Source organism: Flavobacterium chuncheonense (assembly GCF_042686145.1).
Lineage (GTDB): Bacteria > Bacteroidota > Bacteroidia > Flavobacteriales > Flavobacteriaceae > Flavobacterium > Flavobacterium chuncheonense.
In genome coordinates this window covers 631,182-655,838 of sequence record NZ_JBHUPC010000012.1, presented here as the reverse complement: position 1 = coordinate 655,838, position 24,657 = coordinate 631,182, and the positions used below count along the sequence as shown (strand labels likewise).

25 protein-coding genes and 1 tRNA gene are annotated in these 24,657 nt (G+C 32.8%); 14 read left to right on the top strand and 12 right to left on the bottom strand.

Annotated features, from left to right (window positions below; all coding sequences use genetic code 11):
• The first annotated feature begins 9 nt into the window (after positions 1-9).
• The 7 genes from ftsZ (at position 10) to ACFS5J_RS06995 (ending at position 6,352) form a co-directional block, all read left to right on the top strand.
• Entirely contained in the window at positions 10-2,019 is a 2,010-nt protein-coding gene (gene ftsZ / locus ACFS5J_RS07025; RefSeq protein WP_379811369.1) for a cell division protein FtsZ, read from the top strand.
• Positions 2,020-2,153: 134 nt separating this feature from the next.
• The gene (locus ACFS5J_RS07020) at positions 2,154-2,600 is read left to right on the top strand and encodes a GatB/YqeY domain-containing protein (RefSeq protein WP_379811368.1); all 447 of its coding nucleotides are present in this window, start codon (positions 2,154-2,156) and stop codon (positions 2,598-2,600) included.
• 25 nt (positions 2,601-2,625) lie between these two features.
• Positions 2,626-2,699 (top strand) — tRNA-Arg (locus ACFS5J_RS07015).
• 665 nt (positions 2,700-3,364) lie between these two features.
• Positions 3,365-4,258: a carboxypeptidase-like regulatory domain-containing protein gene (locus tag ACFS5J_RS07010; RefSeq protein ID WP_379811367.1), complete on the top strand. Its 894-nt coding sequence runs from the start codon at positions 3,365-3,367 to the stop codon at positions 4,256-4,258.
• Between the two features lie 252 nt (positions 4,259-4,510).
• The gene (locus ACFS5J_RS07005) at positions 4,511-4,894 is read left to right on the top strand and encodes a hypothetical protein (protein ID WP_379811366.1); all 384 of its coding nucleotides are present in this window, start codon (positions 4,511-4,513) and stop codon (positions 4,892-4,894) included.
• 142 nt (positions 4,895-5,036) lie between these two features.
• Entirely contained in the window at positions 5,037-5,837 is an 801-nt protein-coding gene (locus ACFS5J_RS07000) for a zinc-dependent peptidase (RefSeq protein ID WP_379811365.1), read from the top strand.
• A 95-nt stretch (positions 5,838-5,932) separates the two neighbouring features.
• Positions 5,933-6,352, top strand: a complete 420-nt coding sequence (locus ACFS5J_RS06995) for a CBS domain-containing protein (RefSeq protein ID WP_379811364.1) — start codon at positions 5,933-5,935, stop codon at positions 6,350-6,352.
• 24 nt (positions 6,353-6,376) lie between these two features.
• Here the strand turns inward: ACFS5J_RS06995 and rpe are convergent, their stop codons facing one another.
• The 5 genes from rpe to ACFS5J_RS06970 all read right to left on the bottom strand — a co-directional run bounded on the left by rpe (position 6,377) and on the right by ACFS5J_RS06970 (position 11,482).
• A complete protein-coding gene (rpe, locus tag ACFS5J_RS06990; RefSeq protein ID WP_379811363.1) occupies positions 6,377-7,036 on the bottom strand; it encodes a ribulose-phosphate 3-epimerase in 660 nt (219 codons plus the stop codon).
• Positions 7,037-7,329: 293 nt separating this feature from the next.
• Positions 7,330-8,193, bottom strand: a complete 864-nt coding sequence (locus ACFS5J_RS06985; RefSeq protein WP_045967558.1) for a sigma-70 family RNA polymerase sigma factor — start codon at positions 8,191-8,193, stop codon at positions 7,330-7,332.
• A gap of 146 nt (positions 8,194-8,339) precedes the next feature.
• Complete coding sequence (locus tag ACFS5J_RS06980; RefSeq protein ID WP_379811362.1) at positions 8,340-10,508, bottom strand: polyribonucleotide nucleotidyltransferase; 2,169 nt, start codon at positions 10,506-10,508, stop codon at positions 8,340-8,342.
• A gap of 130 nt (positions 10,509-10,638) precedes the next feature.
• Positions 10,639-10,908 (bottom strand): 30S ribosomal protein S15, encoded by a 270-nt coding sequence (gene rpsO / locus ACFS5J_RS06975; RefSeq protein ID WP_379811361.1) that lies wholly within the window; start codon positions 10,906-10,908, stop codon positions 10,639-10,641.
• 118 nt (positions 10,909-11,026) lie between these two features.
• Entirely contained in the window at positions 11,027-11,482 is a 456-nt protein-coding gene (locus ACFS5J_RS06970; RefSeq protein ID WP_379811360.1) for a GAF domain-containing protein, read from the bottom strand.
• A gap of 59 nt (positions 11,483-11,541) precedes the next feature.
• Here ACFS5J_RS06970 and xrtF point away from each other — a divergent pair, with 59 nt between their 5' ends.
• Genes xrtF through ACFS5J_RS06935 form a run of 7 tightly spaced genes read left to right on the top strand, consistent with a single transcriptional unit; the run spans position 11,542 to position 17,850 of the window.
• Positions 11,542-12,093: an exosortase family protein XrtF gene (xrtF, locus tag ACFS5J_RS06965; RefSeq protein ID WP_379811359.1), complete on the top strand. Its 552-nt coding sequence runs from the start codon at positions 11,542-11,544 to the stop codon at positions 12,091-12,093.
• Positions 12,074-12,523 (top strand): exosortase F system-associated membrane protein, encoded by a 450-nt coding sequence (locus tag ACFS5J_RS06960; protein ID WP_379811358.1) that lies wholly within the window; start codon positions 12,074-12,076, stop codon positions 12,521-12,523. The genes xrtF and ACFS5J_RS06960 overlap by 20 nt, the downstream gene beginning before the upstream one ends.
• Positions 12,524-12,545: 22 nt before the next feature.
• The gene (locus ACFS5J_RS06955) at positions 12,546-13,373 is read left to right on the top strand and encodes an ATP cone domain-containing protein (protein ID WP_379811357.1); all 828 of its coding nucleotides are present in this window, start codon (positions 12,546-12,548) and stop codon (positions 13,371-13,373) included.
• Positions 13,374-13,375: 2 nt separating this feature from the next.
• A complete protein-coding gene (locus tag ACFS5J_RS06950; protein WP_379811356.1) occupies positions 13,376-14,731 on the top strand; it encodes an MBL fold metallo-hydrolase RNA specificity domain-containing protein in 1,356 nt (451 codons plus the stop codon).
• A 45-nt stretch (positions 14,732-14,776) separates the two neighbouring features.
• A complete protein-coding gene (locus tag ACFS5J_RS06945; RefSeq protein WP_379811355.1) occupies positions 14,777-15,184 on the top strand; it encodes an HYC_CC_PP family protein in 408 nt (135 codons plus the stop codon).
• A gap of 56 nt (positions 15,185-15,240) precedes the next feature.
• Entirely contained in the window at positions 15,241-17,481 is a 2,241-nt protein-coding gene (locus ACFS5J_RS06940) for a TonB-dependent receptor (protein ID WP_379811354.1), read from the top strand.
• A gap of 24 nt (positions 17,482-17,505) precedes the next feature.
• Positions 17,506-17,850: a heavy-metal-associated domain-containing protein gene (locus ACFS5J_RS06935; RefSeq protein ID WP_379811353.1), complete on the top strand. Its 345-nt coding sequence runs from the start codon at positions 17,506-17,508 to the stop codon at positions 17,848-17,850.
• Between the two features lie 68 nt (positions 17,851-17,918).
• Here ACFS5J_RS06935 and ACFS5J_RS06930 read toward each other — a convergent pair whose 3' ends face one another.
• From ACFS5J_RS06930 to ACFS5J_RS06900, 7 genes are all read right to left on the bottom strand, one after another.
• Entirely contained in the window at positions 17,919-19,331 is a 1,413-nt protein-coding gene (locus tag ACFS5J_RS06930; protein WP_379811352.1) for a hypothetical protein, read from the bottom strand.
• A complete protein-coding gene (locus ACFS5J_RS06925; RefSeq protein WP_379811351.1) occupies positions 19,321-19,869 on the bottom strand; it encodes an RNA polymerase sigma factor in 549 nt (182 codons plus the stop codon). Before ACFS5J_RS06925 ends, ACFS5J_RS06930 begins: the two co-directional genes overlap by 11 nt.
• Positions 19,870-19,871: 2 nt before the next feature.
• Positions 19,872-21,161: a hypothetical protein gene (locus ACFS5J_RS06920; RefSeq protein WP_379811350.1), complete on the bottom strand. Its 1,290-nt coding sequence runs from the start codon at positions 21,159-21,161 to the stop codon at positions 19,872-19,874.
• A gap of 121 nt (positions 21,162-21,282) precedes the next feature.
• Positions 21,283-22,908, bottom strand: coding sequence for a chaperonin GroEL (groL, locus tag ACFS5J_RS06915; protein WP_379811349.1), 1,626 nt, complete (start codon positions 22,906-22,908; stop codon positions 21,283-21,285).
• Between the two features lie 47 nt (positions 22,909-22,955).
• A complete protein-coding gene (locus ACFS5J_RS06910) occupies positions 22,956-23,231 on the bottom strand; it encodes a co-chaperone GroES (RefSeq protein WP_379811348.1) in 276 nt (91 codons plus the stop codon).
• Positions 23,232-23,371: 140 nt separating this feature from the next.
• Complete coding sequence (secG, locus tag ACFS5J_RS06905) at positions 23,372-23,734, bottom strand: preprotein translocase subunit SecG (RefSeq protein WP_379811347.1); 363 nt, start codon at positions 23,732-23,734, stop codon at positions 23,372-23,374.
• A gap of 3 nt (positions 23,735-23,737) precedes the next feature.
• Positions 23,738-24,649, bottom strand: a complete 912-nt coding sequence (locus ACFS5J_RS06900; protein WP_379811346.1) for a hypothetical protein — start codon at positions 24,647-24,649, stop codon at positions 23,738-23,740.
• Between the last annotated feature and the right edge of the window lie 8 nt (positions 24,650-24,657).

Here is a 24,657-nt window from a genome sequence, read left to right as displayed (position 1 = left end):
AGTACCATTATGCCAGAATTTGCAAACATTTCATTCGATTTACCAAAAAATCAATCCAACGTTATCAAAGTTATTGGAGTTGGTGGTGGAGGTAGCAATGCTATCAATCACATGTTCAAACAAGGGATTAAAGGTGTGGATTTTGTGGTTTGTAATACCGATTCACAAGCTTTAGAGAACAGCTCTGTTCCAAACAAAATTCAGTTAGGTGTAAGCTTAACAGAAGGTCTTGGAGCTGGTGCAAACCCTGAAGTGGGCCAACAGTCCGCTTTAGAGAGTATCAACGATATAGAAAAGATGTTGGATACTAACACAAAAATGCTCTTTATTACTGCTGGAATGGGTGGAGGTACAGGTACTGGTGCTGCCCCTGTTATTGCAAAGTTAGCAAAGGAAAGAGATATTTTAACAGTTGGTATTGTTACAATTCCTTTTCAATTTGAAGGTAAGATCCGTTCTGAGCAGGCATTACTTGGAGTGGAGCGCTTACGCAAACAAGTAGACTCTTTAATTGTTATTAACAATAATAAATTACGCGAAGTATACGGAAACCTTGGTTTTAAAGCTGGTTTCTCAAAAGCAGATGAAGTTTTAGCTACTGCAGCTAGAGGAATAGCGGAAGTTATTACACATCACTATACGCAAAATATCGATTTACGTGATGCGAAAACGGTATTGGCAAATAGTGGTACAGCTATAATGGGTTCTGCTATCGCTACCGGTGAAGAAAGAGCAAAAGAAGCGATTATGAATGCTTTAGATTCCCCGTTATTAAATGATAATAAAATAGCTGGTGCTAAAAATGTATTATTGTTAATCGTTTCAGGAACATCTGAAATTACTTTAGATGAAATTGGAGAAATTAATGATTTCATCCAATCGGAAGCAGGTTACAGTGCAAACATTATCATGGGGGTTGGTGAAGATGAGACTTTAGGGGAAGCTGTTGCTGTTACTATTATCGCTACAGGTTTTAATGTAGAGCAACAAGCTGAAATCGTTAATACAGAACCAAAAAAAATCATTCATTCACTAGAAGATGAACAAAAGATTGTTCATGATTTGTCGGGAAATAGAATGGAAAATATTTCAGTAGACCAACCAATTTTTGAGAAAAAAGAGGAGGTTAAGATTGAAACTCCAGAAGTTCCGGTAAACAAAGTAGAGGAGAAAGTAATTTTTACTTTAGAAGATACTGAAGAGGAAGTCAATGAATTAAAGTTTGAAATACAAGAACCAATAGCTGCAGTTGCTGAGAATGATTTAATTCAGACTACAGCGGCTATTCGTGATATAAAAGTTGATTTTGAAGTGGTTGCTCCTGCTATGCCAGTTGCAGCGGTTACACCAGTAGCTCCAGTTGCAAAAGTAAAGCCAATGAGCTTTGAAATCATAACGCCTCAGATAAAAGAAATTGAAGTTGTTGAGCCAGAATTCGTAATTGCAGATAATGAGTTTAATTTCTCATTGGATTTATTCGAAACACCTAAGGCGCAACAAAAAACTATATTTGATCTTACTGAAGAAACCAAAGAGATTGAAGTGAAGCAGCCAATTAATGTGGTTCCGGTAACAGAAGTGAATCAATCTGGAGTTGTGAAATATTCACTTGAGGACTATATGGATAAGGAAGATGAAGTTGTCGCTTCAAAACCAGTAGCTAAAGTTCAAGAACCTGTAGATGAAGCGTTAAACTTTGAGGTTAAGAAAACGGAAGTTGTAGAAGAAAAATCAATGTATCTTGAAGAGGTTTCTCCTATGGAAATGTCAATTGAAGATACCTTGAAAGCTAGAGCGGAAGAGCGTAAAAGAAGAATGAAAGACTTTAATTATAAATTCAACAATAGCGCGTCTAGAATTGATGAAATTGAAAAAGAGCCAGCTTATAAAAGAATGGGTATTGATGTGACTTCAAAACCAGATTCTTATGGGCAATCAAGGATGTCGTTAGGCACTGACAGTAATGATGATTTACAGTTGCGTTCCAACAATTCATTCTTGCATGATAATGTAGATTAATCTTTGTAAAACTACTACCTACCTACTTAAAACCCGAATTTGTTTCGGGTTTTTTTATTACTTTTGCTTTGCTTATGAAATTTACTATTTTAGTAGACTTCGTATAATTTGAACAATAATATAAAACTATAAGAATGAGTTTATCAGTACAAATAATGGACGCAATGAAAACAGCTATGAAAGCAAAAGATACTGTTGCTTTAGAAGCTTTGCGTGCCATTAAATCAGAAATTTTATTAGCCCAAACTTCAGGTGGAAACGCAGAATTATCAGCAGAGGACGAAATTAAATTACTTCAAAAATTAGTAAAACAACGTAAAGACAGTGCAAATGTTTATAACGAGCAAGGTCGTGCTGATTTAGCAGATCCTGAATTAGCACAGGTTGTTGTTATTGAGCAGTTTTTACCAGCACAGTTATCTGAGGAAGAAGTAGAGGTAATCGTAGCTAAAATCATCGCTGAAGGTGGTTTCTCAGGAATGGCTGCTATGGGACAAGTGATGGGAATGGTATCAAAAGAATTAGCTGGGAAGGCTGATGGTAAAACCATTTCTACAATTGTAAAAAAATTATTGGTTTAAAGAATAAGAGTGTTTAACGCTTTTTGGCTCCGTAGTTCAACTGGATAGAATGGCGGATTTCGGCTCCGTTGGTTGCAGGTTCGAACCCTGCCGGGGTCACGAGTAGGTGCAAAGTGTATACTTTGCACTTTTTTTATGTCTAAAAATGAAGGTAATAGAAAAACAAATTTGTATATTGTTGTCGTAAGTTTAAGTACTATTTAGTTTTTATAAAGTATAAGTAAAATGACTCTAAATAAATTAATCAGTGAAGTTGAAGGGAATTTATTTTATAAAATAATAGTTGGTTATTGCTTATTTACCATAATTAACAATCTTATTTTATTTGGTTTAAGTGCTGGGTATTTTTACTTGTATACTTTAGGGTATGTTTGTGAGGTCATAACAATAACTACCAAAGGTTGTATTGTTATTAGTTTGTTTTTACTTTGTAAAGTGTCTATTTTATGGTTATATAAAAAGTATGCGTATAAATTGCTTTTATATTATATAATTGGTGAGGCAATTATATTAATAGTTTCATTTTTAGATATTCTTTTAAATACTCATTTAATTGTAGCTTTTTATTCAAATCGACCTATATATGTATTGAGTTTGTATCTTACAAATAATTATTATATACTTCAGTTGCTTTTCAGTACAATATCCCTTCAGTTGCTTTTTAACAAGAATTTATTACGCAGTCCTATTTAAAATATAAGAAAATGACTTATTTTTAAATAATTCTGTAAGAATTATGGATTAATTTTTTAAATTAATGTGATATGAACAAATTACTAGTAATCCTATTTTTTATTATTTCTAATGTTCTTTTTGGACAAATTAAAGGAGTTGTTTTCTGTAAAAACTCCAATGCCCCAATACCATACGTTAATATTTGGATAGAAAATGAAAATATTGGAACAACTAGTAATAATGATGGTGAGTTTGAAATAGTAGATTCAAGAGGAAAATTTCTAATTTTATCTTGTTTGGGTTATGAAACAGCTAAAATAGATTTAGAAAATGTGCCTTCCAAAATCTTTTTAAATCCAACATCATTTACATTAAATGAAGTAACTGTTACTAGAGGTAAAGATAAAAAAGAAAATATACTTGGAGCATTCAATAATTCTGATGTTAGGGTTTATAGTGCTTCTGATAATGTACCACAAATTAGCGCTAGATTGTTCAATTTTGATTCACTTTGCGTAAAAACACCATATTTAAAAGCTCTAAAGTTGCAAACCTACAGTATGGTAAAGAATGCAAAGTTTAATATTCGATTTTATTCCGTTGGGGTAGAAGGACAACCGGATAAACTTCTTTATGAAAAAAATATAATAGGTATTGCAAAGAAAGGAATTAAGAGTGTGAAAATTGATTTATCGGATTTAAATATATTGTTTCCAGATGCAGGTCTTTTTGTAGGGTATGAATGGCTGATTATTGAGGAGAATAAACATTGGATTTCACTTCAACCAAAGGATTCTAATGAAAAAATTAAAAAATTACTTTATGAACCTAGAGTAGGAATTTTACCAATACCTCATAACGATAATAGTTGGGTATACAGAAGTGGAAAATGGCAAAAAAGTGAAAAACTAAGTAGTCAATTTTCAAAACCCTATTCTGAAAATTATGGATTATTAGCATTTGAGATTACTTTAACAGACTAAAGTTGTGTTTGTGATTTTTTTAAAATAGTGTAGGATTTTTTTGTTTTAATGATGTAAAAGCATTAATTGTTGTTTTTTTATTTAATTTTCATTTTTTTGTTTAAAATTTGACATAAGTCCCTAAAAGTTATTTTTTATTTAAAAATATTTTATATTTGGATATGAGTAAATAATTTTTATTTACTTATAGTCAGACTTTCCGAAACAGTGACTTAAAAAATCTGAAAGTAGGTAAATTTAATTTTATAAAATATGAAAAGTAAATTATGCTTAATTCTGTTAGCGATGTTAAGTTTACAATCTTGTTCTAAGGATGATGATTCAAGTAGTGATTCTGGAGTAACTCAATCAAAAATTTACGGTTGGTGGTACAGAGGAGAGAATGAACCACAATTGTATCATGGTTATTATTTTGGGAATGAAGATGATTATAGGCAAGAGGGTAGCGATTATGGTCTTGGACCAGGCATTGGTACTTGGGGTTGGGAAACAGATACTTCAATAAGAATTGTTCCTATTTCTGGTATGTATAACGAAGCGGTGCTAGAAGTTACTAAATTGACTAATGACTCATTAGTGGGTAAAGTTAATGGAGGTAGAACAATAAAACTTTCTCGTACCAATCATCAAGAATAAGGAATTGTTTATATATTTTTAATGACATATTTGAATTGTCAAATCAAAAAGGAGTTGGACTCCTTTTTTTATTAAATTTTAATCTTAAATATAATATTTTTATAAAACAATTTCTTATTTTCGTTTGCCTCAATATTTTAACGTGACTTATTTTTTAATTTTTTTAGGACTTATTTTTCTCGGCCTTTTCGCCTATAATGTTGTTGTTGAACCTATTTATGCTTTTGTTTTTCGAAAGCCGATGTATGTTCATTTTTATCCATTTCCAAAAAATTTAAAGTTAAACGAACTTCAGATATTAAACCAACGATTTGATTTTTATAAAAAATTACCCAAAAAGAAAAAAGGGTATTTTGAGCATCGTGTAGCCGATTTTTTAGAAAGTTATGCTTTCTATGGAAAAGATGGATTAGAGGTGACCGATGAGATGAGGGTTTTAATTGCAGCTACGGCTACTATGCTGACTTTTGGTTTGCGTAATTACCGTCTTACTGTAATAGAGAAAGTGATCATTTATCCTGATATTTATTATTCTCAATTGAATGATCAATACCATAAAGGTGAATTTAACCCCATGATGCGTGCAATTGTTTTTTCTTGGAAACATTTTCTGGAAGGTTACGAAATTGGTAACGATAATTTAAATTTAGGATTACACGAGTTTTCTCATGCACTTCATTTTCAAGGGCTAAAAAATACAGATACATCCGCTACTATTTTTGCAGCTACTTATGAAGATATTATTGCACAAGTTAAGCACCCTGCGAATTATAAACGTTTGATAAATTCTAATTACTTTAGAATTTATGCTTACACTAATGAATTTGAATTTATAGCAGTAATATTAGAACACTTTTTTGAAACCCCACAGCAGTTTAAAATGGAATTCCCAGAACTTTTCGAACAAGTGAAGGTAATGATTAATTATACAGAGGCGGTATAAAATACGTAAAAATATGCTAATTATCAATGATTTATGTTTTTTATCTGATAAAACATAGTGCTAACTTTGTAGTGTATCATTAAAATAGTTATGCCATGAAACAAAAAGTAGCAGTTACTACAATTATGACTAAAAACGTCATAAAACTAAATTTAACTGATGATTTAACCAAGGCAGAATATTTGTTTAAAAAACATCATATACGACATATACCAGTTGTTAATGGAAATAAAATAATTGGTATGTTGAGTTATACTGATTTGCTTCGAATATCTTTTGTAGATGCTGTTGATGATGACGCTGAAGTTGTAGATGCAACGGTTTATAATATGTTTACAGTTGAACAAGTAATGGCAAAAAATTTGGTTACCATCGATACAAACACAACAATTAAACAGGCAGCTGAAATTTTAGCATCCAATGAGTTTCATGCCTTACCGGTTGTAGAAGGTCAATTATTAGTGGGTATAGTCACAACTACAGACTTGATAAAATATTTAATTGATCAATATTAAAAAAAGCTCCATCAGGAGCTTTTTTTATTGTGTAATTTTTTTCAAATCGGCTATTGTTGCAGTCGGGTTTTCCGCTCCGAAAACATAGCTTCCGGCTACAAGTACATCAGCCCCTGCATCTGCTAGTTGTTTTGCGTTTTTATTGGTTACACCGCCATCAATTTCAATTAATGTAGAAGCGCCATTGCGCGTGATAATTTCTTTTAATTGTTTTACTTTTTTATAGGTGTTTTCAATAAAAGATTGTCCTCCAAAACCTGGATTTACACTCATGATACATACTAAGTCAATATCATTTATAACGTCTTCTAGTAAACTTACATTGGTGTGTGGGTTGATGGCAACACCAGCTTTCATGCCTTCAGCTTTCATGGCTTGTAGGGAACGGTGTAAATGGGTGCAAGCTTCGTAGTGAACGGTAAGAATATCAGCGCCTAATTTTTTAAATGTACTGATATAACGATCAGGATCTACTATCATTAAGTGAACGTCAATTGTTTTGGTAGCATGTTTTGAAATTGCTTGTAAAACTGGCATTCCAAAAGAGATATTAGGTACGAAAACACCATCCATAATATCAATGTGAAACCAATCGGCTTCACTTTGATTGACCATTTCAATATCACGTTGTAAGTTCGCAAAATCTGCGGCTAATACAGAAGGCGCTATAAGTGTGTTTTTCATTGTTGTTGTGTTGTTTTTATCTGATTCCGGTTCAGATTGTAATTTTATTGTACAAAGATAAATATATCTGTTAATATGGTTTGTTTGATTGTATTAAAAATATCTTAATTTACAATTAGGTCTTGTTTTCTTAAATTCTATCTAAAAACAAAACCACGGAAACCCGAGCGAAGCGAACAGACTGAGGTTTTTGTTTGCCTTTTAAAAAACAAAACCTCGGTAATCAGCCGAGGTTTCAATCATCAATCAAAAAACGAACAGTTATTGAAACTGTTGTTATTGTAATTTAGGGTTTATCCTAAATATGTTTTTAATATTTTACTTCTAGAAGTATGTTTTAATCGTCTAATTGCTTTCTCTTTAATTTGACGAACACGCTCGCGAGTTAAATCGAAAGTTTCTCCAATTTCTTCTAAAGTCATTGGGTGTTGGTCGCCTAAACCAAAATATAAACGAACAACATCTGCCTCTCTAGGAGTTAATGTCTCTAACGCTCTTTCAATTTCAGTTTGTAAAGACTCGTGAATTAACTCTCTATCTGGATTTGGAGATTCTCCTGAACGTAATACGTCGTATAAGTTTGAATCTTCACCTTCAACAAGAGGAGCATCCATTGATAAATGACGGCCAGAATTTTTCATGGACTCTTTAACGTCATTAACGGTCATGTCAAGTTCTTTTGCAATTTCTTCAGCAGAAGGAGCACGCTCACTAGATTGCTCTAAAAGCGCATACATTTTGTTGATTTTATTTATAGAGCCAATTTTGTTTAGAGGCAAACGAACAATACGAGATTGCTCTGCTAAGGCCTGTAAAATAGATTGACGAATCCACCAAACAGCATACGAAATGAATTTGAAACCACGCGTTTCATCAAAACGTTGTGCAGCTTTAATAAGACCTAAATTTCCTTCGTTAATTAAATCTGGAAGGGTAAGCCCTTGATTTTGGTATTGCTTTGCTACAGACACAACGAAACGTAAATTTGCTTTCGTTAATTTTTCAAGTGCTCTTTGATCACCTGCTTTTATGCGTTGTGCTAATTCTACCTCTTCATCGGCTGTAATTAAGTCTACTTTCCCTATCTCTTGTAAATATTTGTCTAAGGAAGCAGTCTCACGGTTGGTTACCTGCTTTGTAATTTTAAGCTGTCTCATCTAAATTATCCCTCTTAAATTAAGTGTTCAGTTTGTTATACGTATCAAGTTGAAAAAAAGTTACAAAAAATAAAAAAAAATATTTGAAATAAAAAGGTTCTATTTAATACAAATAGAACCTTTTAGTGAATTAATTATATTGCAAATTAACCTTGGGTATTATCTTTCTTTTCAATTTTTTTCTCTTCTCTTGGTGGACGAGGTAATAATTGTTTACGAGATACTTTTTCTTTACGTGTTTTAGGGTCAATTCCTAAGTACTTAACTTGGAATACATCTCCCATTTTAACAACGTCAGAAACGTTTTCTGTACGCTCCCAAGCTAACTCAGATACGTGTAATAAAACTTCATTTCCTGGAGCTTTAGTGTATTCAACTACAGCACCAAAATCTAGCATTTTTACTACTTTTACTTCGTATGCTTCTCCAATCTCTGGTTTGAACACGATTGAATCAATTTTAGCCAATACAGCAGCGATGCCTTCTGGACTAGTACCTAAAATTTCAACAACTCCTTGCTCGTCAACTTCGTTGATAACGATAGTTGTACCTGTAGCTTTTTGTAATTCTTGGATAACTTTTCCACCAGGACCAATCAATGCACCAATGAAAGCACCAGGAATTGTTCTAGTAATAATTTTTGGAGCTTTAGGTTTAACCTCAGCTCTTGGTTGTGCTAAAGTTTCCGTGATTTTTCCTAAGATATGTAAGCGTCCCTCACGTGCTTGACCTAAAGCTTGTTCCATAATATCATAACGTAATCCGTCAATTTTGATATCCATTTGGCAAGCTGTAATCCCGTCTGCAGTACCCGTTACTTTAAAGTCCATGTCTCCTAAGTGGTCTTCGTCTCCTAAAATATCTGATAATACTGCAAAGTTGTTACCGTCTGTGATTAATCCCATTGCAATTCCTGAAACAGGTTTAATCATTTGGATACCTGCATCCATCATAGCTAATGTCCCAGAACATACTGTTGCCATAGAAGAAGAACCATTAGATTCTAAAACTTCAGAAACGACACGTACAGTATAAGGACAGTCAGCAGGAATCATATTTTTAAGTGCACGTTGTGCTAAATTTCCGTGACCTACTTCTCTACGAGATGTACCTCTTAAAGGTTTTGCTTCTCCAGTTGAGAAAGGAGGGAAGTTGTAGTGTAAATAGAACGTTTCTTCTCCTTGTTCAGATGGTAAGTCAATTTGGTTTGCTTCTCTTGACGTTCCTAGAGTGACAGTTGCTAATGCTTGCGTTTCTCCACGTGTAAAGATTGCAGATCCGTGTGTAGAAGGTAAATAATCCACCTCGCACCAAATTGGACGAATTTCAGTTGTTTTTCTACCATCTAAACGTGTTCCTTTTTCAAGAATTACGTTACGAACAGCCTCTTTTTGAGTTTTGTAAATGTATTTGTTGATTAATTCAGCTAAGTCAGCATTTTCTGCATGATCTTCTTCGCTGAATAATGCTTTGATTTCTTCTTTAATTGCTGCAAATTTTTCACTTCTTTCGCTTTTAGCAGAAGCTTCTTGTGCTACAGCATAATATTTGTCGTAAGCAAATGCTTTAATTTTTGCGTAAACTGCTTCATCTTCTGCTTCACCTTCGTATTCTCTGTAAGCAGGAGCGCCAATTGCAGCTCTTAATCTTTCTTGAGCTTGAATTTGAAGTTTGATTGCTTCGTGTGCAAATTTAATTGCTTCAATCATTTCGGCTTCTGAAATTTCTTTCATTTCACCTTCAACCATTGCTACAGAATCCATTGAAGCTCCAATCATCATATCGATGTCAGATTGCTCTAATTCTTCTCTACTAGGGTTGATAATGAAATTTCCGTTAACACGTGCAACACGTACTTCAGAAATTAAATTGTAAAATGGAATGTCAGACACTGCTAAAGCGGCTGAAGCGGCTAAACCAGCTAATGCATCTGGCATTACATTGTCGTCATGAGACATTAACTGAATCATAACTTGAGTTTCTGCATGATAATCATCTGGGAAAAGTGGGCGTAAAACACGGTCAACAAGACGCATTGTTAATACTTCACTGTCGCTAGGACGTGCTTCTCTTTTGAAGAAACCACCTGGGAAACGTCCAGCTGCAGCAAATTTTTCGCGATAATCTACTGTTAAAGGTAAAAAGTCTACCCCTGGGTTTGCTGTTCTTGCAGAAACGGCAGTTGCCAATAACATAGCGTCTCCCATTCGAACAACTACAGAACCATCTGCTTGTTTGGCTAATTTTCCAGTTTCGATAGAGATGCTTCTTCCGTCACCTAAATCGATAACTTCTTGGAATACTTTTGGAATCATAATTTTTTTAATTCTTAATTAAACAAAGGGTCGTTGTGTTGTTGTGTAGTTGTGTGAAACCCAATGAAAAACCAAACTTTTTTATTTGATAGATATAAAACAAAAAGGGGCACAAAGCCCCTTTAGTTGATTATTTTCTAATTCCTAATTCTTTAATAATCTCACGATATCTGTTGATATCTTTTTTCTTTAAGTAGTCAAGAAGACTTCTTCTTTTACCTACTAATTTTACTAACGAACGCTCAGTGTTGTAATCGTGACGATTTTGTTTTAAGTGTCCAGTTAAGTGGTTGATTCTGAATGTGAACAATGCGATTTGTCCTTCTGCAGATCCAGTGTTTTCTGCTTTTCCTCCGTGTTTAGCGAAAATATCCGCTTTAACTTCTTTAGTTAAGTACATGCTAATATTATTTTAAATGATTATTATGCAGTGAATTGTATGTCTTACAATTCGAGTGCAAAGATAATAATTAATATGAATTTTAAATTATGGGAAACGAAATATTTTTAAAAGGGTATTAAAAAAGTGTTGCCACTTGAAGATTTACAAATTCTAAAAAAGCTTCGTCTTCATTCGTGAAAGGATCTAAAACATGCGAATCGATATCAATTTGTCCAATATTTTGTCCATTAACAAATAGTGGAACTACAATTTCAGATTTTACGGTAATGCTACAAGCAATATAGTTGTCTTGTGCTTTTACATCGGGTACCACAAAATTTTCATTTGAAACAGCTACTTGACCACAAATACCTTTTCCAAAAGGAATTACAGTATGGTCTGTTGTGTCGCCTACATACGGGCCAAGATGTAAAGTTTGAGTTTCATGATTGGCAAAATAATAACCAACCCAATTGTAATACGAAATATTGTCGTGTAATAATTGACAGATAGCTTTCAGTTTCTCGTCTCTGTTAGCGTTTGTGTTATTAATAATTGCGGAAACCTCCGGTTTTAATGATTCGAAACTCATATTTTATTTATTTTTTATTTCGTCACAAAATTATATATTTTTGTTGCAAACGAATCTGCTTGAAAACTTTTTTAACACAATATAAACTCTTTTTTGTTTTCCTCACCAAGTTTATACTTTTCTATCTGTTGATAACAGGAGGGTATAAACTGTATTTGAATAGTTATGATACGGATAATAACGAAGTCGATGGAATTACAACTAGACTATCAGAACAGGTGGTAGGACTTCTGCATTATTTTGAGTTTGATGTAACTTCAATACCACTTGAGTCAGAGCCTGCTATGAGTGTCGTTTTTAAAGGAGAACGTATTTGTAGAATAATTGAAGGTTGTAATGCTGTAAGTGTTATGATTTTGTTCGCCGCTTTTGTTTTTGCTTTTTCTTCTGGGTTTAAAAAAACTTCTCTTTTTATATTAATAGGGGTAACTTTAATTTATTTGCTTAATATAACTCGAATAGTAATTTTAATACCCGCATTGTTTTATTATCCAGAATATGAAGAGCTTTTACATGATGTAATTTTTCCTTTGTTTATTTATGGTGTTGTTTTTTTACTATGGATAATTTGGGTCATGAAAATTTCAGCATATGGAAAAGTTACTCAATAACAAACAATTTTGCAGAATTTTAGTTTTTCTGCTACTCGTTTTACTGATTGGAATTCGTGTGTTTGAAAAGCAACTGTTTTATGACCCTTTGATGTTGTTTTTTAAAGGGAATTACCAAAATCAAAACTTGCCCAATTTTGAAAGTGCAAAATTGTTTTTGAATATCAGTTTGCGTTACTTTATGAATACTCTACTTTCATTAGGAATTGTATATATTATTTTTAAAGATAAAGCCCAGCTTGTTTTTCTGTGTTGGGTTTATTTGGGTCTTTATGTTTTATTGATTCTTGTTTTCGCTTTTCTGTTATTAAATGCAGAATCTCCTGATTATTTAGTGTTGTTTTATTTTAGACGCTTTTTGATACAGCCAATTCCGCTACTTCTTTTTGTACCAGCACTTTTCTATCAAAAGATGATGAATAAATCGTAACTTAGTAATTCAATTTTGAATTATGAAGGTTAAAAAGAACTCAGGCGAAGTAGTTGCTTTTAACAAAGAGAAACTGATTCGTTCTTTATTAGCTTCAGGTGCTACACTTGATAAAGCAAATGATATAATTGATGATATAGAATCTCAATTTTATGATGGCATTACTTCTAGAAAAATTTACCGCTTGGCCTTTCAAAAGCTTAAATCGAGTTCAAAAGCTCATGCAGCGCGATACAGTTTAAAGAAAGGAATCATGGCATTAGGGCCTGCAGGTTTTCATTTTGAAAAATTCATTGCTCGTATTTTTGAATTACAGGGGTGTCAATCGCAAACCAATATTGTTGTTGAAGGAAGTTGCACAAGCCACGAGTTGGATGTCGTAATAAAAAAAGATAATCATATTGCTATGATAGAGTGTAAGTTTCATGGTAGTCAGGAAACTAAAACCGATGTGAAAGTGCCGATGTATATTTTGTCACGGTTTAATGATGTAAAAGGGAATACGTATAATTTTTTTGGAGATAAAAATCAAATTTCAAAATGTTGGTTAGTGACCAATAACAGGTTTACCTCAGAAGCAATAAAGTTTGGGACATGTTCCAATTTAAATCTAATGAGTTGGGATTATCCACCACAAAGTGGTTTAAAAGATTTGGTGAGTAAGTATAATGTTTACCCTATAACTTGCCTTACTACTTTAACGATGGCAGAAAAAGAAATTTTACTACTTCAAAATATTTTAACAGTTTACAATTTGTTGCATAACAAAGATGGATTTGCTAAGTTGAAATTAAGTCAATCTAGAGTTAAGAATGTGATGAAGGAGTGTGAAGAAATTTTAAATCATTAGGTATGAAAATACATTTTTTAGGAGGAGCAGGAACTGTAACAGGTTCAAAAACTTTGATAGAATCGGAAAACTTAAATGTTTTAATTGATTGCGGAATGTTTCAAGGTGTTAAGGAGTTACGATTGCGCAATCGGGAACCTTTAGGCTTTGATGCTTCTAAAATTGATTTTGTTTTGTTGACACATGGGCATCTGGATCATTGTGGTTGGTTGCCAAAACTAGTTGAACAAGGTTTTAAAGGAAAGATTTTTTGTACGGCTCCCACCAAAGAAATTGCTAAGTTGATTCTCTTAGATAGTGCTAAAATTCAAGAAGAAGAAGCACAAAAAGCAAATGAAGAGTTTTATTCCAAGCATCATCCTGCGTTGCCTTTGTATACGGTACATGATGCAGAGCAGGTTTTTCCATTATTGCGAGTAGTTGATAAAGATGTTCCTGTAGTATTGTCTGAAGATTTTTCATTTTCATTTTTTTATGCCTCACATATTTTAGGGGCTTGTTCTATTTCGGTTCAAGTGGAAGGTAAAATACTTGTTTTTTCAGGGGATATTGGTCAAGATGATGATGTATTGTTGTATCCAACGGTTAAGCCAAAAGTTGCGGATTATGTTTTCTTGGAAAGTACTTATGGAAATCGTTTGCATACCAATAGTAATCCTTTGTTTGATTTAGAAATATTAATCAATAACACCTTTCAAAGAGGTGGAAACGTAGTGATTCCAAGTTTTGCTGTGGAACGTGTTCAAACAGTAATGTATTTGCTTTGGCAACTTAAGTTGCAAGATAGAATTCCGGATATTCCTTACATCATTGATACTCCGATGGGGGTAAATGTTTTGCAAGTTTTTCAGGAAAATAGGAGTTGGCATAAGTTGAATTTTGAACAATGTGAACAAATGTGTGGAATGTTTACCATAATTTCGGACTTCAGAGATACCATTGAAACGATTTATGATAAACACCCCAAGGTAGTAATTGCGGCTAGTGGAATGGTTACCGGGGGAAGAGTTTTGTCGTATTTGGAGCGTTATTTGGGTGATGCTAATAATTTAGTTGCATTGGTAGGTTATCAGGCGGAAGGTACTAGAGGACAAAAATTATTAGAAGGCGCAACTGAAATTAAAATGTACGGAAAGATGATAGCCGTTAAAGCTGCTGTTCATTTAATAGATGGGCTTTCTGCTCATGGTGATCAAAATGATTTGCTTAATTGGTTAAGCGAAATAGAGCATAATCCTAAAAAAGTTTTTTTAGTACATGGAGAACCAGAAGCCGCACAAACCTTGAAATCGAAGATTGTCGAAAAGTATAATGTGGATTGTGATGTTCCATTTTTAGGTGAAGTTGTTGAAATTTAGAATAATCTTAACGTAATAATTGATTTACTTTTATATTTTTGCGGCATGCAATTCAGAAAAGGCACATCTGTACTTTTAGCTTTATTTATCCTATTTTCAAATTTAGGATTGGCTTTTAATGTACATTATTGCCAAAATAAAATTGCATCAGTATCGGTAAATTATGAATTTTCAGAAACTTGTGATGCACCAATAACTTCTTGTTGTGCTGCTGAAAATAATCATAAAAAATGCTGTTCAGACAAGGTTGTGAAATTGGAGAAAAAATCAGATAATATTCTGGTAAAATCACTTCAATTAGACCTTCATAGTTTTATAGTTGGTGAATTGAATTGGGGAGCAAATTTTAATTCGGTTGCTTCTGTTGATAGCAATCAAATGATAGATTTCTATTGCGATTCCAATGCGCCACCTTTCTACAAATTATACTGTCAATTGGTATTTTACGCATAATTTTAATGTTGTTTTTTTAGTTTTTTAAATAAAATCAGAACATTAAAATTAATTTCATGAATAAAAATATAGCGTTATTGCTATTGTTTTTCACGTCGTTACTTCAAGCACAAGACGAAATTAAAGGAAAAATAGTAGATGAAAATAACGAACCTTTATTAGGGGCCAATGTTTTTTGGCAAAACACAACTGTTGGTGCAACAACAGATTTTGAGGGAAATTTTACTCTTGTAAAATCAGAAGAATCTACAAGTTTAATAGTAAGCTACATCGGTTATCAAACCAAACGAGTAGATGTTACTTCAAATGCACCTTTGTTTGTGCAATTAGAAGCAGTTACCAATTTAAAGGAGGTTACTGTAGCTAAGACTAAAAAGTCAACGGAACATTCTCATTTTGAAGCAACCAATGTGCAAACTATGGGGCAAAAAGAGTTGTTGAAAGCGGCTTGTTGTAATCTTTCAGAGAGTTTTAGTACTAACCCGTCTATCGATGTCAATTTTTCAGATGCAGTTACGGGTAATAGGCAGATAAAAATGTTAGGTTTAACAAGTCCTTATATTTTAATAGCTGAAGAAAATATCCCATCAGTACGAGGTGCTTCACAAGCATATGGTTTGTCTTTTGTACCAGGTACTTGGGTGGAAAGTATTCAAATTACAAAAGGAGCGGGGAGTGTAATTAATGGTTATGAAAGTATTTCAGGCCAAATTAACTACGAATTGTTAAAACCAGCTACAGATATTCCATTCTTTTTAAATGCTTACGGTTCGATGGATAGTAGATTCGAATTAAATACGCATTTCAATCAAAAATACTCGGATAAATTGAGTTCCTCATTATTTGTTCATGGAAATACCAGACAGGGTAAGAATGATATGAACGATGATGGTTTTTTAGATAATCCAATTGGAAAACAAATTAATATCTTGAATCGTTGGCAGTATAGTGATGCTGCAAATGGATTGGTAAGTTTTTTAAACGTGCGTTACATGCGCGATGATAAGCAATCGGGGCAGGTATCTTTCAATCCGGATACTGATAGATTAACGACTAATGCTTGGGGAAGCGAAATCAATACGGAAAAAATTGAATTGTCAAATAAAACAGGATATGTTTTCCCAGATATGCCTTACCAAAGTATAGGTTTTCAAAATTCATTTCAATCACACAAGCAAGATTCTTATTTTGGATTAAACCAATATAATATTCATCAGAAAAGTTATTATTCCAATTTGTTGTTTAACTCTATTATTTCCAATACCAAAAATAAGTTTACAACAGGGATTAACTTTGCTTATGACAAATATGATGAAAATGTAGTTTTAAACTTTAGCAATGATTTTTCAAGAATCGACAATTCTGTTGGTGCTTTTTTTGAATACACATATGACAATTTAGATAATTTCAGCTTGGTTGCAGGCGCTCGTGTGGACAATCACAATCGTTTGGGGACATTCGTAACACCACGTATGCATATTCGTTATAACCCATGGAAAGAGGCTGTGTTGCGCGTTTCGGCAGGAAGAGGAAAAAGAGCAGCTAATATTTTTGCAGAAAATCAGCAGTTATTTGCTTCTTCACGTAATTTCAACATCTTGAATACAGATGGGAAGTTGTACGGTTTAAACACAGAAATTGCTTGGAATTACGGTTTGAGTTTTATTCAATCCTTTAAATTGTTTGGGGCAGATTCAGAGATTGTATTGGATTATTACCGTACCGATTTTGAAAATCAAGCAGTAGTTGATTTGGATTTCAGTCCACAACAAGTGTTGTTCTATAATTTGGAAGGGAAAAGTTTTGCCAATTCTTTTCAGGCAGAGTTTAGTATTGAGCCATTTAGGCATTTTAATGTTAAATCGGCATATAAATATTATGATGTGCAAACACAATATACTACTGGACAGTTGCAACGTGCTTTACAAGCGAAACATCGTTTCTTTACTAATGTAGCCTTTGAAACGCACATTAAAGAAAAAGGGCAACAATGGAAGTTTGATGCAACCTATAACTGGTTAGGTAAGCAACGCTTGCCTAATACATCAAGCAATTTGCCTGAATACCGTTTAGCAGAGTATGCGCCTTCTTTTGCAGTTGTAAATGCGCAGGTAACCAGAACTTTTTCTAGTACTTTTGAAGTGTATGTAGGAGGGGAGAATATTGGAAATTACAAACAAAAAAATGCTATTGTAAGTGCAGAAAATCCTTTTGGCTCATATTTTGATAGTAGTATGATATACGGACCTGTTTTTGGACAGATGTACTATGCAGGTTTGCGTTTTAAGATTAAATAAGTAACTTTAAATAAATTAAAAAAAATGAAAAATTTTATCGTATTAGTGATGGTTTCCTTTTTATCCTTAACGGGTTTTGCACAAGAGAAACAAAAACTAAATAAGAATAAGCAGGTGGAGTTTTCGGTAAATGGAAATTGTGAAATGTGTAAAAAGCGCATTGAAAAAGCAGCATTTTCAGTTCCTGGAGTTAAAAGTGCCGATTGGAATATTGATCATAAGGATATGCATTTAATCATTGATGAGAGAAAATGTTCAGCAGAAGATGTGCAAAAAGCAATTGCAAAAGCGGGACACGATGCAGGCAAAATAAAAGCTACAGAGGAAGATTATAATAAACTTCACGGCTGTTGTCAATATGAAAGATAGTAATACTAAAAAACTCCCACGAAATTGGGAGTTTTTTATTTTATGATAGTTGGTTGATGATTTTTAAATTAGAATTTATAACTGATTCCTGGTTGAATTGAAATATTGTATGGATTTGTTCTTCTATGTGTGTTTACAGGAGTTAAATAGAAGTTAAACATTGGATTTATAGTGATGCTAAATTTTTTAGAAATACTATAGTCAAACCCTAATCCAGTATTAAACGTAGCGTTTGCTTTCATAAAGTTTGATGCTGAACCTATGTTTCGTTTACTATTTAAATCAGTCGATAGTAACAGTTTGTTATTATCTAGATAATTGAAACTTACCCCGGCAATAGCTTCTATCTTAAGTTTATTTAGCTGCAAGAGCTTGCGGTAATAATTAAAATTAAGATTATAATATGAAAATTCTTGATACAGTTTATTGTTATTCGAGTTGTTTAAAGCATTATTGATGTCATTTACATTTAAGTCAGAATTTAAATCGATATCATTAAAGCTCGGGAAATTTTTGTTGCTTTCTAATTTGTTTTCAATACGATTGTTCGTAATAGAAAAGCCAAGACTGAAATTATGAATCTCTTTAGTGGTTTTGATATAGAATCCATAAGTTGATGAAACTTTGCTTAGTGTTTCAATACCGTTAAACGCATTATTTAATAATGATTGATTGGAAAAAGTATTGAAATAGGATGGACCATAATAGACTGTAATTGATAGATTGCCAAATCCTTTTTTGGAAATTGAATCGGTATCGCTTTTAACTAACTCTTTTACTTTTTCATTAGTATTATTCTCTTCTTCGATAGTTTTATTTTCAACTAATACATCAGCAATACTATCCGTTTCAATAGGATTTAAAATTTTACTGTTTGTTTGACTCAAATCCGTAAAATTTGAACTGTTTCTAAAGTCTGATTCTTCAGTATATAAGTTTTCTTTTGCTGATTTTGTGTTGCGGTTAATAGCAAGACTTGAATTTGTTTTAAAACCTTTTTTGCTTCTAGAGGATTTTGAATTTAGAACCACATTGTTATTCGAACTGTTATTTTTATTTGGAGATTTTGTTTGATTGGCTGTAATTACGCTATTTTTAAAATCATCTAAAGTTTTCTCATTAGTAGTATTGTTATCAGTAGCATTGTCATCGTGCTTATTTTTTGGTGTTATAGCTTTTGAAAAATTTATTGTTGCTGAATCTTCTTCTGTATAGTGAGAGTTTATCACGGTTTTGATATTTGATTTTTGTAAAGCATTTGGATTAAATTGATCTTGTTTGTTTGAAAAATGGTATATCATAAAAAGTGACGAACCCAATCCAATTCCTAATAAACTGAAGAAAAGGAGCATTATATATCTTTTTTTTCTTTTCTTATGTAATGTTTCTTCAATGTTTTTCCATACTAAGTCATTCGGAGATTCGTCCAAGTTTGATAGTTTGCTTTTTAAAAGTTTACCAATTTCAGTATTATTTTCCATTGCTTTTCTTTGTTTGGATGTTCTTTTGAAGAAGTAGTTGTTCTTTAAGTTTTGCTTTTGCTCGATGCAAATTTGATTTTGAAGCACTTTCAGAAATAGATAACATGCATGCAATTTCTTTGTGGGAATAATCTTCCAATTCATAAAGATTGAAAACCAAGCGATATTGATGCGGTAAATTTTGAACGTGTTTTAAAATATCGTTCAATGGGATATCTACTACTTCTTCATCTATTGATATTTCATCTTTATAGTCGTCTTTAATAGGGACTAATGAATAGCTTTTTTTATATTTAGTGATAGCTTTGTTAATTGTTATTCTTTTCATCCATCCTTCAAAACTTCCTTTTCCGTTGAACTTTTTTATTGTGGCAAAAATTTCAATGAATGAATCGTGTAGGTTGTCTTCTGCTTCAGATGAATTGGAACAATATTTTAGACAAAGCGCAAAGAGGGGAACTTTATACAGATTGTATAATTCCTCTTGCGCTTTGATGTCTTGCTTGCTACAGCGTTTTACTAATTGATCTAAATTCAAAATTAAAAGTAACGGATTGGTAAAGTTTTTATGGATACATCACTTTTTATCATTGTGTCAACATCTTGCGTATTCATATTAAAGAAATACGCATTTGTTACTGAATTTTCAGTTGAGCTCCAAAAGTTAGTTAAAATTAAACTTGCGCCAATATTATTTATGGTATTATGAATTAAAATACATTCTTCGTTTGATGGTAATATCCAGTCGGTGTAATTGTTCAATTCATACATTCCTACTTCAAACGCAGCAACGCTACCATTGTTTAGAGATGAACATATTGAAGGATTTAGATAGAAATTATTAGAATGGTGATAATTGACAATGTTTTTTGTGTTGATTAACCCTTCGCCTAATTCTGTGTTGTCTGTGTTTGCAATGTTATTGGTATCGCAACCCCATTGCAAAGTAATTGTTGTTAGGTAGTCTGGTGCTACTTCTATGTAGCGCCATCCATTACTGTATTCTCCTTTGTCATATAGCGTTATGCCTCCTGAAGGACCTTCTTCTCCAACAATATATGGTGTTGTACTAGTGCAGGTTTTTTGTACTTTAAATTGATTTCCTTGAAGATTTATTAAATGTATTGTTGATTCATCAATATATTCAACAAGCCAATTAAAATTCCAAGCAGCAGTAGCAGAATTTTGACCTTCAATATTTATATTTAAATGTAAGTTGTCTTCAATGAATAAGAATATCCAAGTTGCTTCTAAAATTTCATTGTCATGATAGAAATAAAAAGCGCCATTGTTTCTACTTTCAAAAGAACTTAAGTAAAATGTATTGTTGTTATCTTCATTAAACTGTACCTTCCAAAAGCATTTGTCTGCGCTTATAGGAAAACAAATATCATTGCATTCTTCAATTGTTGTTTCTTGATAACATTCTTTTAAGTTGGCTAATAATTCATCATTATTATTAATTGAAAAGACACTTCCATTGTTTAAGGTTGTATTGATAGGGTAACTGATACTTATGGAATTGTTGACAGATAAATTGTTTAGTAAATCCATCATGTCATCATCATTGAAGATGTTGTGATTTTGTATAATTGTCAAATTTGAATCATACTCAAATACTACAATAGGATAGACGAATTCTACACATACTTCACTTTCTTCCGTTGTGTTTTTTACACTTTTTTGTATTACTGTAAACAATTCAGAGTCCTTTTGAATCAGATCTTCTAGTTGTATTACTTTTAAATTATCGTCATAGTCACTACAACCATTTATAGTTAAGATTGTTATTATGAATAAAAAGGTGCTAGCTAGAAAAGTATTTTTCATAAGACATTTTTTTATGATTTATTATTAAGTCTTATAAAACCAAAAAGGTTGCGTAGATGATAATAAAAAAATCCGATTAGTTATCTAATCGGATTTTTTATTTTATAAGTCAGCTATGATATTACATCATACCAGGCATTCCTCCACCCATTGGCATAGCTGGAGAGTCTTCTTTAATATCGATTAAAGCACATTCAGTTGTTAAAATCATTCCAGAAACTGAAGCAGCATTTTCAAGTGCTACACGTGTTACTTTTTTAGGATCGATGATTCCTGCTTTTAGCATTTCAACATATTCACCTGTTTTAGCATTGAAACCGAAATCTTTATCACCTTCTAATACTTTTGCAATAACTACAGATCCTTCTCCGCCTGCATTTTCTACAATAGTTCTTAAAGGTGCTTCAACAGCTCTGTTGATAATTTGAATTCCTGTTGCTTCATCAGCGTTTTCAGCTTTTAAGTTGGCTAAAACTGCTTTAGCTCTCACTAATGCAACTCCACCACCAGCAACAATTCCTTCTTCTACAGCTGCACGAGTAGCATGTAAAGCATCGTCAACTCTGTCTTTTTTCTCTTTCATTTCAACTTCAGAAGCAGCACCTACGTACAATACGGCTACACCTCCAGCTAATTTAGCCAAACGCTCTTGAAGTTTTTCTCTATCGTAATCTGAAGTTGTAGTTTCAACTTGCGCTTTAATTTGGTTTACTCTTGCTTTAATGTTTTCAGCATCACCAGCACCATTTACAATTGTAGTATTGTCTTTGTCAATAGTTACGTTTTCAGCTGTTCCAAGCATGTCTAAAGTAGCGTTTTCTAATGAATAACCACTTTCTTCTGCAATTACAATACCACCTGTTAAAATAGCGATATCTTCAAGCATAGCTTTTCTTCTGTCTCCAAATCCTGGAGCTTTTACAGCAGCAATTTTTAAACCACCTCTTAATTTGTTTACTACCAATGTTGCCAATGCTTGTCCATCAACATCTTCTGCAATAATTAAAAGAGGACGACCTGATTGTGCCACTGGCTCAAGTATAGGTAATAACTCTTGTAAGTTTGATATTTTTTTGTCGAATAATAAGATATAAGGATTGTCTAATTCAGCAATCATTTTATCAGCATTGGTTACAAAATATGGAGAAAGGAATCCTCTGTCAAATTGCATACCTTCCACAACGTCAACATAAGTATCAGTTCCTTTTGCTTCTTCAACAGTGATAACACCTTCTTTTCCAACTTTTCCAAAAGCTGTAGCAATTAATTCACCAATAGTTTCGTCGTTGTTTGCAGAAATTGAAGCTACTTGTTTGATTTTTTCTGAAGAATCACCCACAGCAACAGTTTGTTTTCCTAAATCTTCTACTAAAGCCTCAACAGCTTTGTCGATACCTCTTTTGAGATCCATAGGATTTGCACCTGCCGCAACGTTCTTCAATCCTTCTTTTACAATAGCTTGCGCTAATACAGTTGCTGTAGTAGTACCATCACCAGCAATGTCATTTGTTTTAGAAGCTACTTCTTTTACCATTTGAGCTCCCATGTTTTCAAGAGGGTCTTCTAGTTCAATTTCTTTCGCTACTGAAACACCATCTTTAGTCACAGTTGGTCCACCAAACGATTTTGAAATTATTACATTTCTACCTTTTGGTCCTAAAGTTACTTTTACTGCATTTGCTAATGCGTCAACACCACGCTTAAGTCCATCACGTGCTTCTATATCAAATTTAATATCTTTTGCCATTTTCTTTTGTTGTTTTAGTTTTTAAAAGTTTAAAATTTCCTTGCCGATTAAAGAATTGCGTAAATTTCTTCTTCTCTCATGATTAGGTAATCTTTACCTTCATATTTGAATTCTGTGCCAGCGTACTTTCCGTAAAGTACAACATCTCCCGTTTTAACTGACATGGTATAATCTTTCTTACCATTACCTACAGCAACAACAGTTCCCTTTTGTGGTTTTTCTTTTGCTGTGTCTGGGATAATAATTCCTGAAGCAGTTGTAGTTTCTGCAGCCATTGGCTCAATCACTACGCGATCTGAAATTGGTTTAATGTTTAATGACATAGTATCTTTAATTTTATTTGTTATTTTGATGTTTCATTATTTTTCAGAAATTGTGCCAAAGCGAATTTCTGACATTTTTGCTTATACTAAAAATGCCAGCACTGACATGCTGGCATTTTTGTGATATATTTAGACTCAAATTATTGAGCTGCTTCTTCTGTTGCTGTTTCCGTAGCAGTTTCAACAGCTTCTTGTTGTGCTTCTGGAGTTGTAGAAATTTCTGTTGTTGGCATTGCAGGTGTTTCTTCTCCTGTTAAAACTTTTGAACCAGTGTTTGAACCAGTGTTGAAAGCTAAAGATGATAATAAAATTAAAGCAATTAAAATACCACCTAGTGTCCAAGTACTTTTGTCTAAAAAGTCACTTGTTTTTTGTACACCACCAATTTGTGCAGAACTACCAAATGTAGAAGATAATCCTCCTCCTTTTGGGTTTTGAACCATGATAGCTAAAATTAATAAGAAACAAACAATTGTTATTGCAATTAAAAATCCTGTAAACATAATCTAGTTATTATTATTTTGTTGTAAATCTTTTATATTTTTTATTCGGTCTGCAAAGAAAGTACTTTTTTCTGGATATTTCAAAATTAAAATTTCATATGCTTGTATAGCACGTTGATATTTTTTTTGTTCCAAAAACACCTTTGCTAAGGTTTCGGTCATCAAATGTGTAGGTTCTTCAACGCTTTTACTGACATTGACAGGTGTTTTAACCGCTTCTTTTATAGCCGGAATTTTCGGATTTGCCTCAATAAATTTATCAATTAATTCTAATTTTTTTGATTTTTCTTCATCAATTTGAGGTGTAATTTCTTCATCTTGACGTTCAATCGGTTTAAATTGGGTCAATTGTAACCATTCTTGAAAGGAATGTTTTTCCGCTTGGTTGAAGTCTAATGGTTTGCCAATTTCTAATGCTTCTTCAATTGGGTTTAGGACTTCTTCAGGTTCTTCTGAAACAATAATGTCTTCAAATTCTTTCTCAACTAGTGCTTCTTGAATTTCAGAAATTTCAGGGATTGTTTGTTCAATTTCTAATGCGTCAACGCTATCCTTGATTTCTGATTTTAAAGCGTTTTTTTGTAGTGGTGTTATTATTTCAATCGTTAAACCTTCCTTAACGGGGATATTGTTGATTGTTTTTTCTTGTTCCGCTACAGTGCTTTTTTGAAGCGTTGCAAATTTTTCGGAGGTAATGAAGTCAAATAGAACAGCTCTGTCAGTTGTGTGAGCCGCTGTTTTTTTTAATTCATAGTTATATCGAAAGCTGCTTTGATTGTAAAGCCCTTTTAACAATAATGCACGTGCACTTTGCAGAAATGGATATTGTAATAATACCATTTCCAAAGCAGAAGTTTGCTGCTGGTTTAAAGCTTCTGGTTTGTTGAGTAAATATGTTAATTCGGTACTATTCAAAATAAAAA

Excerpts from the sequence above, each read along its gene's own strand:
- ftsZ (WP_379811369.1), top strand. The coding sequence starts at position 10 with ATGCCAGAATTTGCAAACATTTCATTCGATTTACCAAAAAATCAATCC.
- ACFS5J_RS07020 (WP_379811368.1), top strand. The coding sequence starts at position 2,154 with ATGAGTTTATCAGTACAAATAATGGACGCAATGAAAACAGCTATGAAA.
- ACFS5J_RS07010 (WP_379811367.1), top strand. The coding sequence starts at position 3,365 with ATGAACAAATTACTAGTAATCCTATTTTTTATTATTTCTAATGTTCTT.
- ACFS5J_RS07005 (WP_379811366.1), top strand. The coding sequence starts at position 4,511 with ATGAAAAGTAAATTATGCTTAATTCTGTTAGCGATGTTAAGTTTACAA.
- ACFS5J_RS06995 (WP_379811364.1), top strand. The coding sequence starts at position 5,933 with ATGAAACAAAAAGTAGCAGTTACTACAATTATGACTAAAAACGTCATA.
- rpe (WP_379811363.1), bottom strand. The coding sequence starts at position 7,036 with ATGAAAAACACACTTATAGCGCCTTCTGTATTAGCCGCAGATTTTGCG.
- ACFS5J_RS06985 (WP_045967558.1), bottom strand. The coding sequence starts at position 8,193 with ATGAGACAGCTTAAAATTACAAAGCAGGTAACCAACCGTGAGACTGCT.
- ACFS5J_RS06980 (WP_379811362.1), bottom strand. The coding sequence starts at position 10,508 with ATGATTCCAAAAGTATTCCAAGAAGTTATCGATTTAGGTGACGGAAGA.
- rpsO (WP_379811361.1), bottom strand. The coding sequence starts at position 10,908 with ATGTACTTAACTAAAGAAGTTAAAGCGGATATTTTCGCTAAACACGGA.
- ACFS5J_RS06970 (WP_379811360.1), bottom strand. The coding sequence starts at position 11,482 with ATGAGTTTCGAATCATTAAAACCGGAGGTTTCCGCAATTATTAATAAC.
- ACFS5J_RS06960 (WP_379811358.1), top strand. The coding sequence starts at position 12,074 with ATGGAAAAGTTACTCAATAACAAACAATTTTGCAGAATTTTAGTTTTT.
- ACFS5J_RS06955 (WP_379811357.1), top strand. The coding sequence starts at position 12,546 with ATGAAGGTTAAAAAGAACTCAGGCGAAGTAGTTGCTTTTAACAAAGAG.
- ACFS5J_RS06950 (WP_379811356.1), top strand. The coding sequence starts at position 13,376 with ATGAAAATACATTTTTTAGGAGGAGCAGGAACTGTAACAGGTTCAAAA.
- ACFS5J_RS06945 (WP_379811355.1), top strand. The coding sequence starts at position 14,777 with ATGCAATTCAGAAAAGGCACATCTGTACTTTTAGCTTTATTTATCCTA.
- ACFS5J_RS06940 (WP_379811354.1), top strand. The coding sequence starts at position 15,241 with ATGAATAAAAATATAGCGTTATTGCTATTGTTTTTCACGTCGTTACTT.
- ACFS5J_RS06935 (WP_379811353.1), top strand. The coding sequence starts at position 17,506 with ATGAAAAATTTTATCGTATTAGTGATGGTTTCCTTTTTATCCTTAACG.
- ACFS5J_RS06930 (WP_379811352.1), bottom strand. The coding sequence starts at position 19,331 with ATGGAAAATAATACTGAAATTGGTAAACTTTTAAAAAGCAAACTATCA.
- ACFS5J_RS06920 (WP_379811350.1), bottom strand. The coding sequence starts at position 21,161 with ATGAAAAATACTTTTCTAGCTAGCACCTTTTTATTCATAATAACAATC.
- groL (WP_379811349.1), bottom strand. The coding sequence starts at position 22,908 with ATGGCAAAAGATATTAAATTTGATATAGAAGCACGTGATGGACTTAAG.
- ACFS5J_RS06910 (WP_379811348.1), bottom strand. The coding sequence starts at position 23,231 with ATGTCATTAAACATTAAACCAATTTCAGATCGCGTAGTGATTGAGCCA.
- secG (WP_379811347.1), bottom strand. The coding sequence starts at position 23,734 with ATGTTTACAGGATTTTTAATTGCAATAACAATTGTTTGTTTCTTATTA.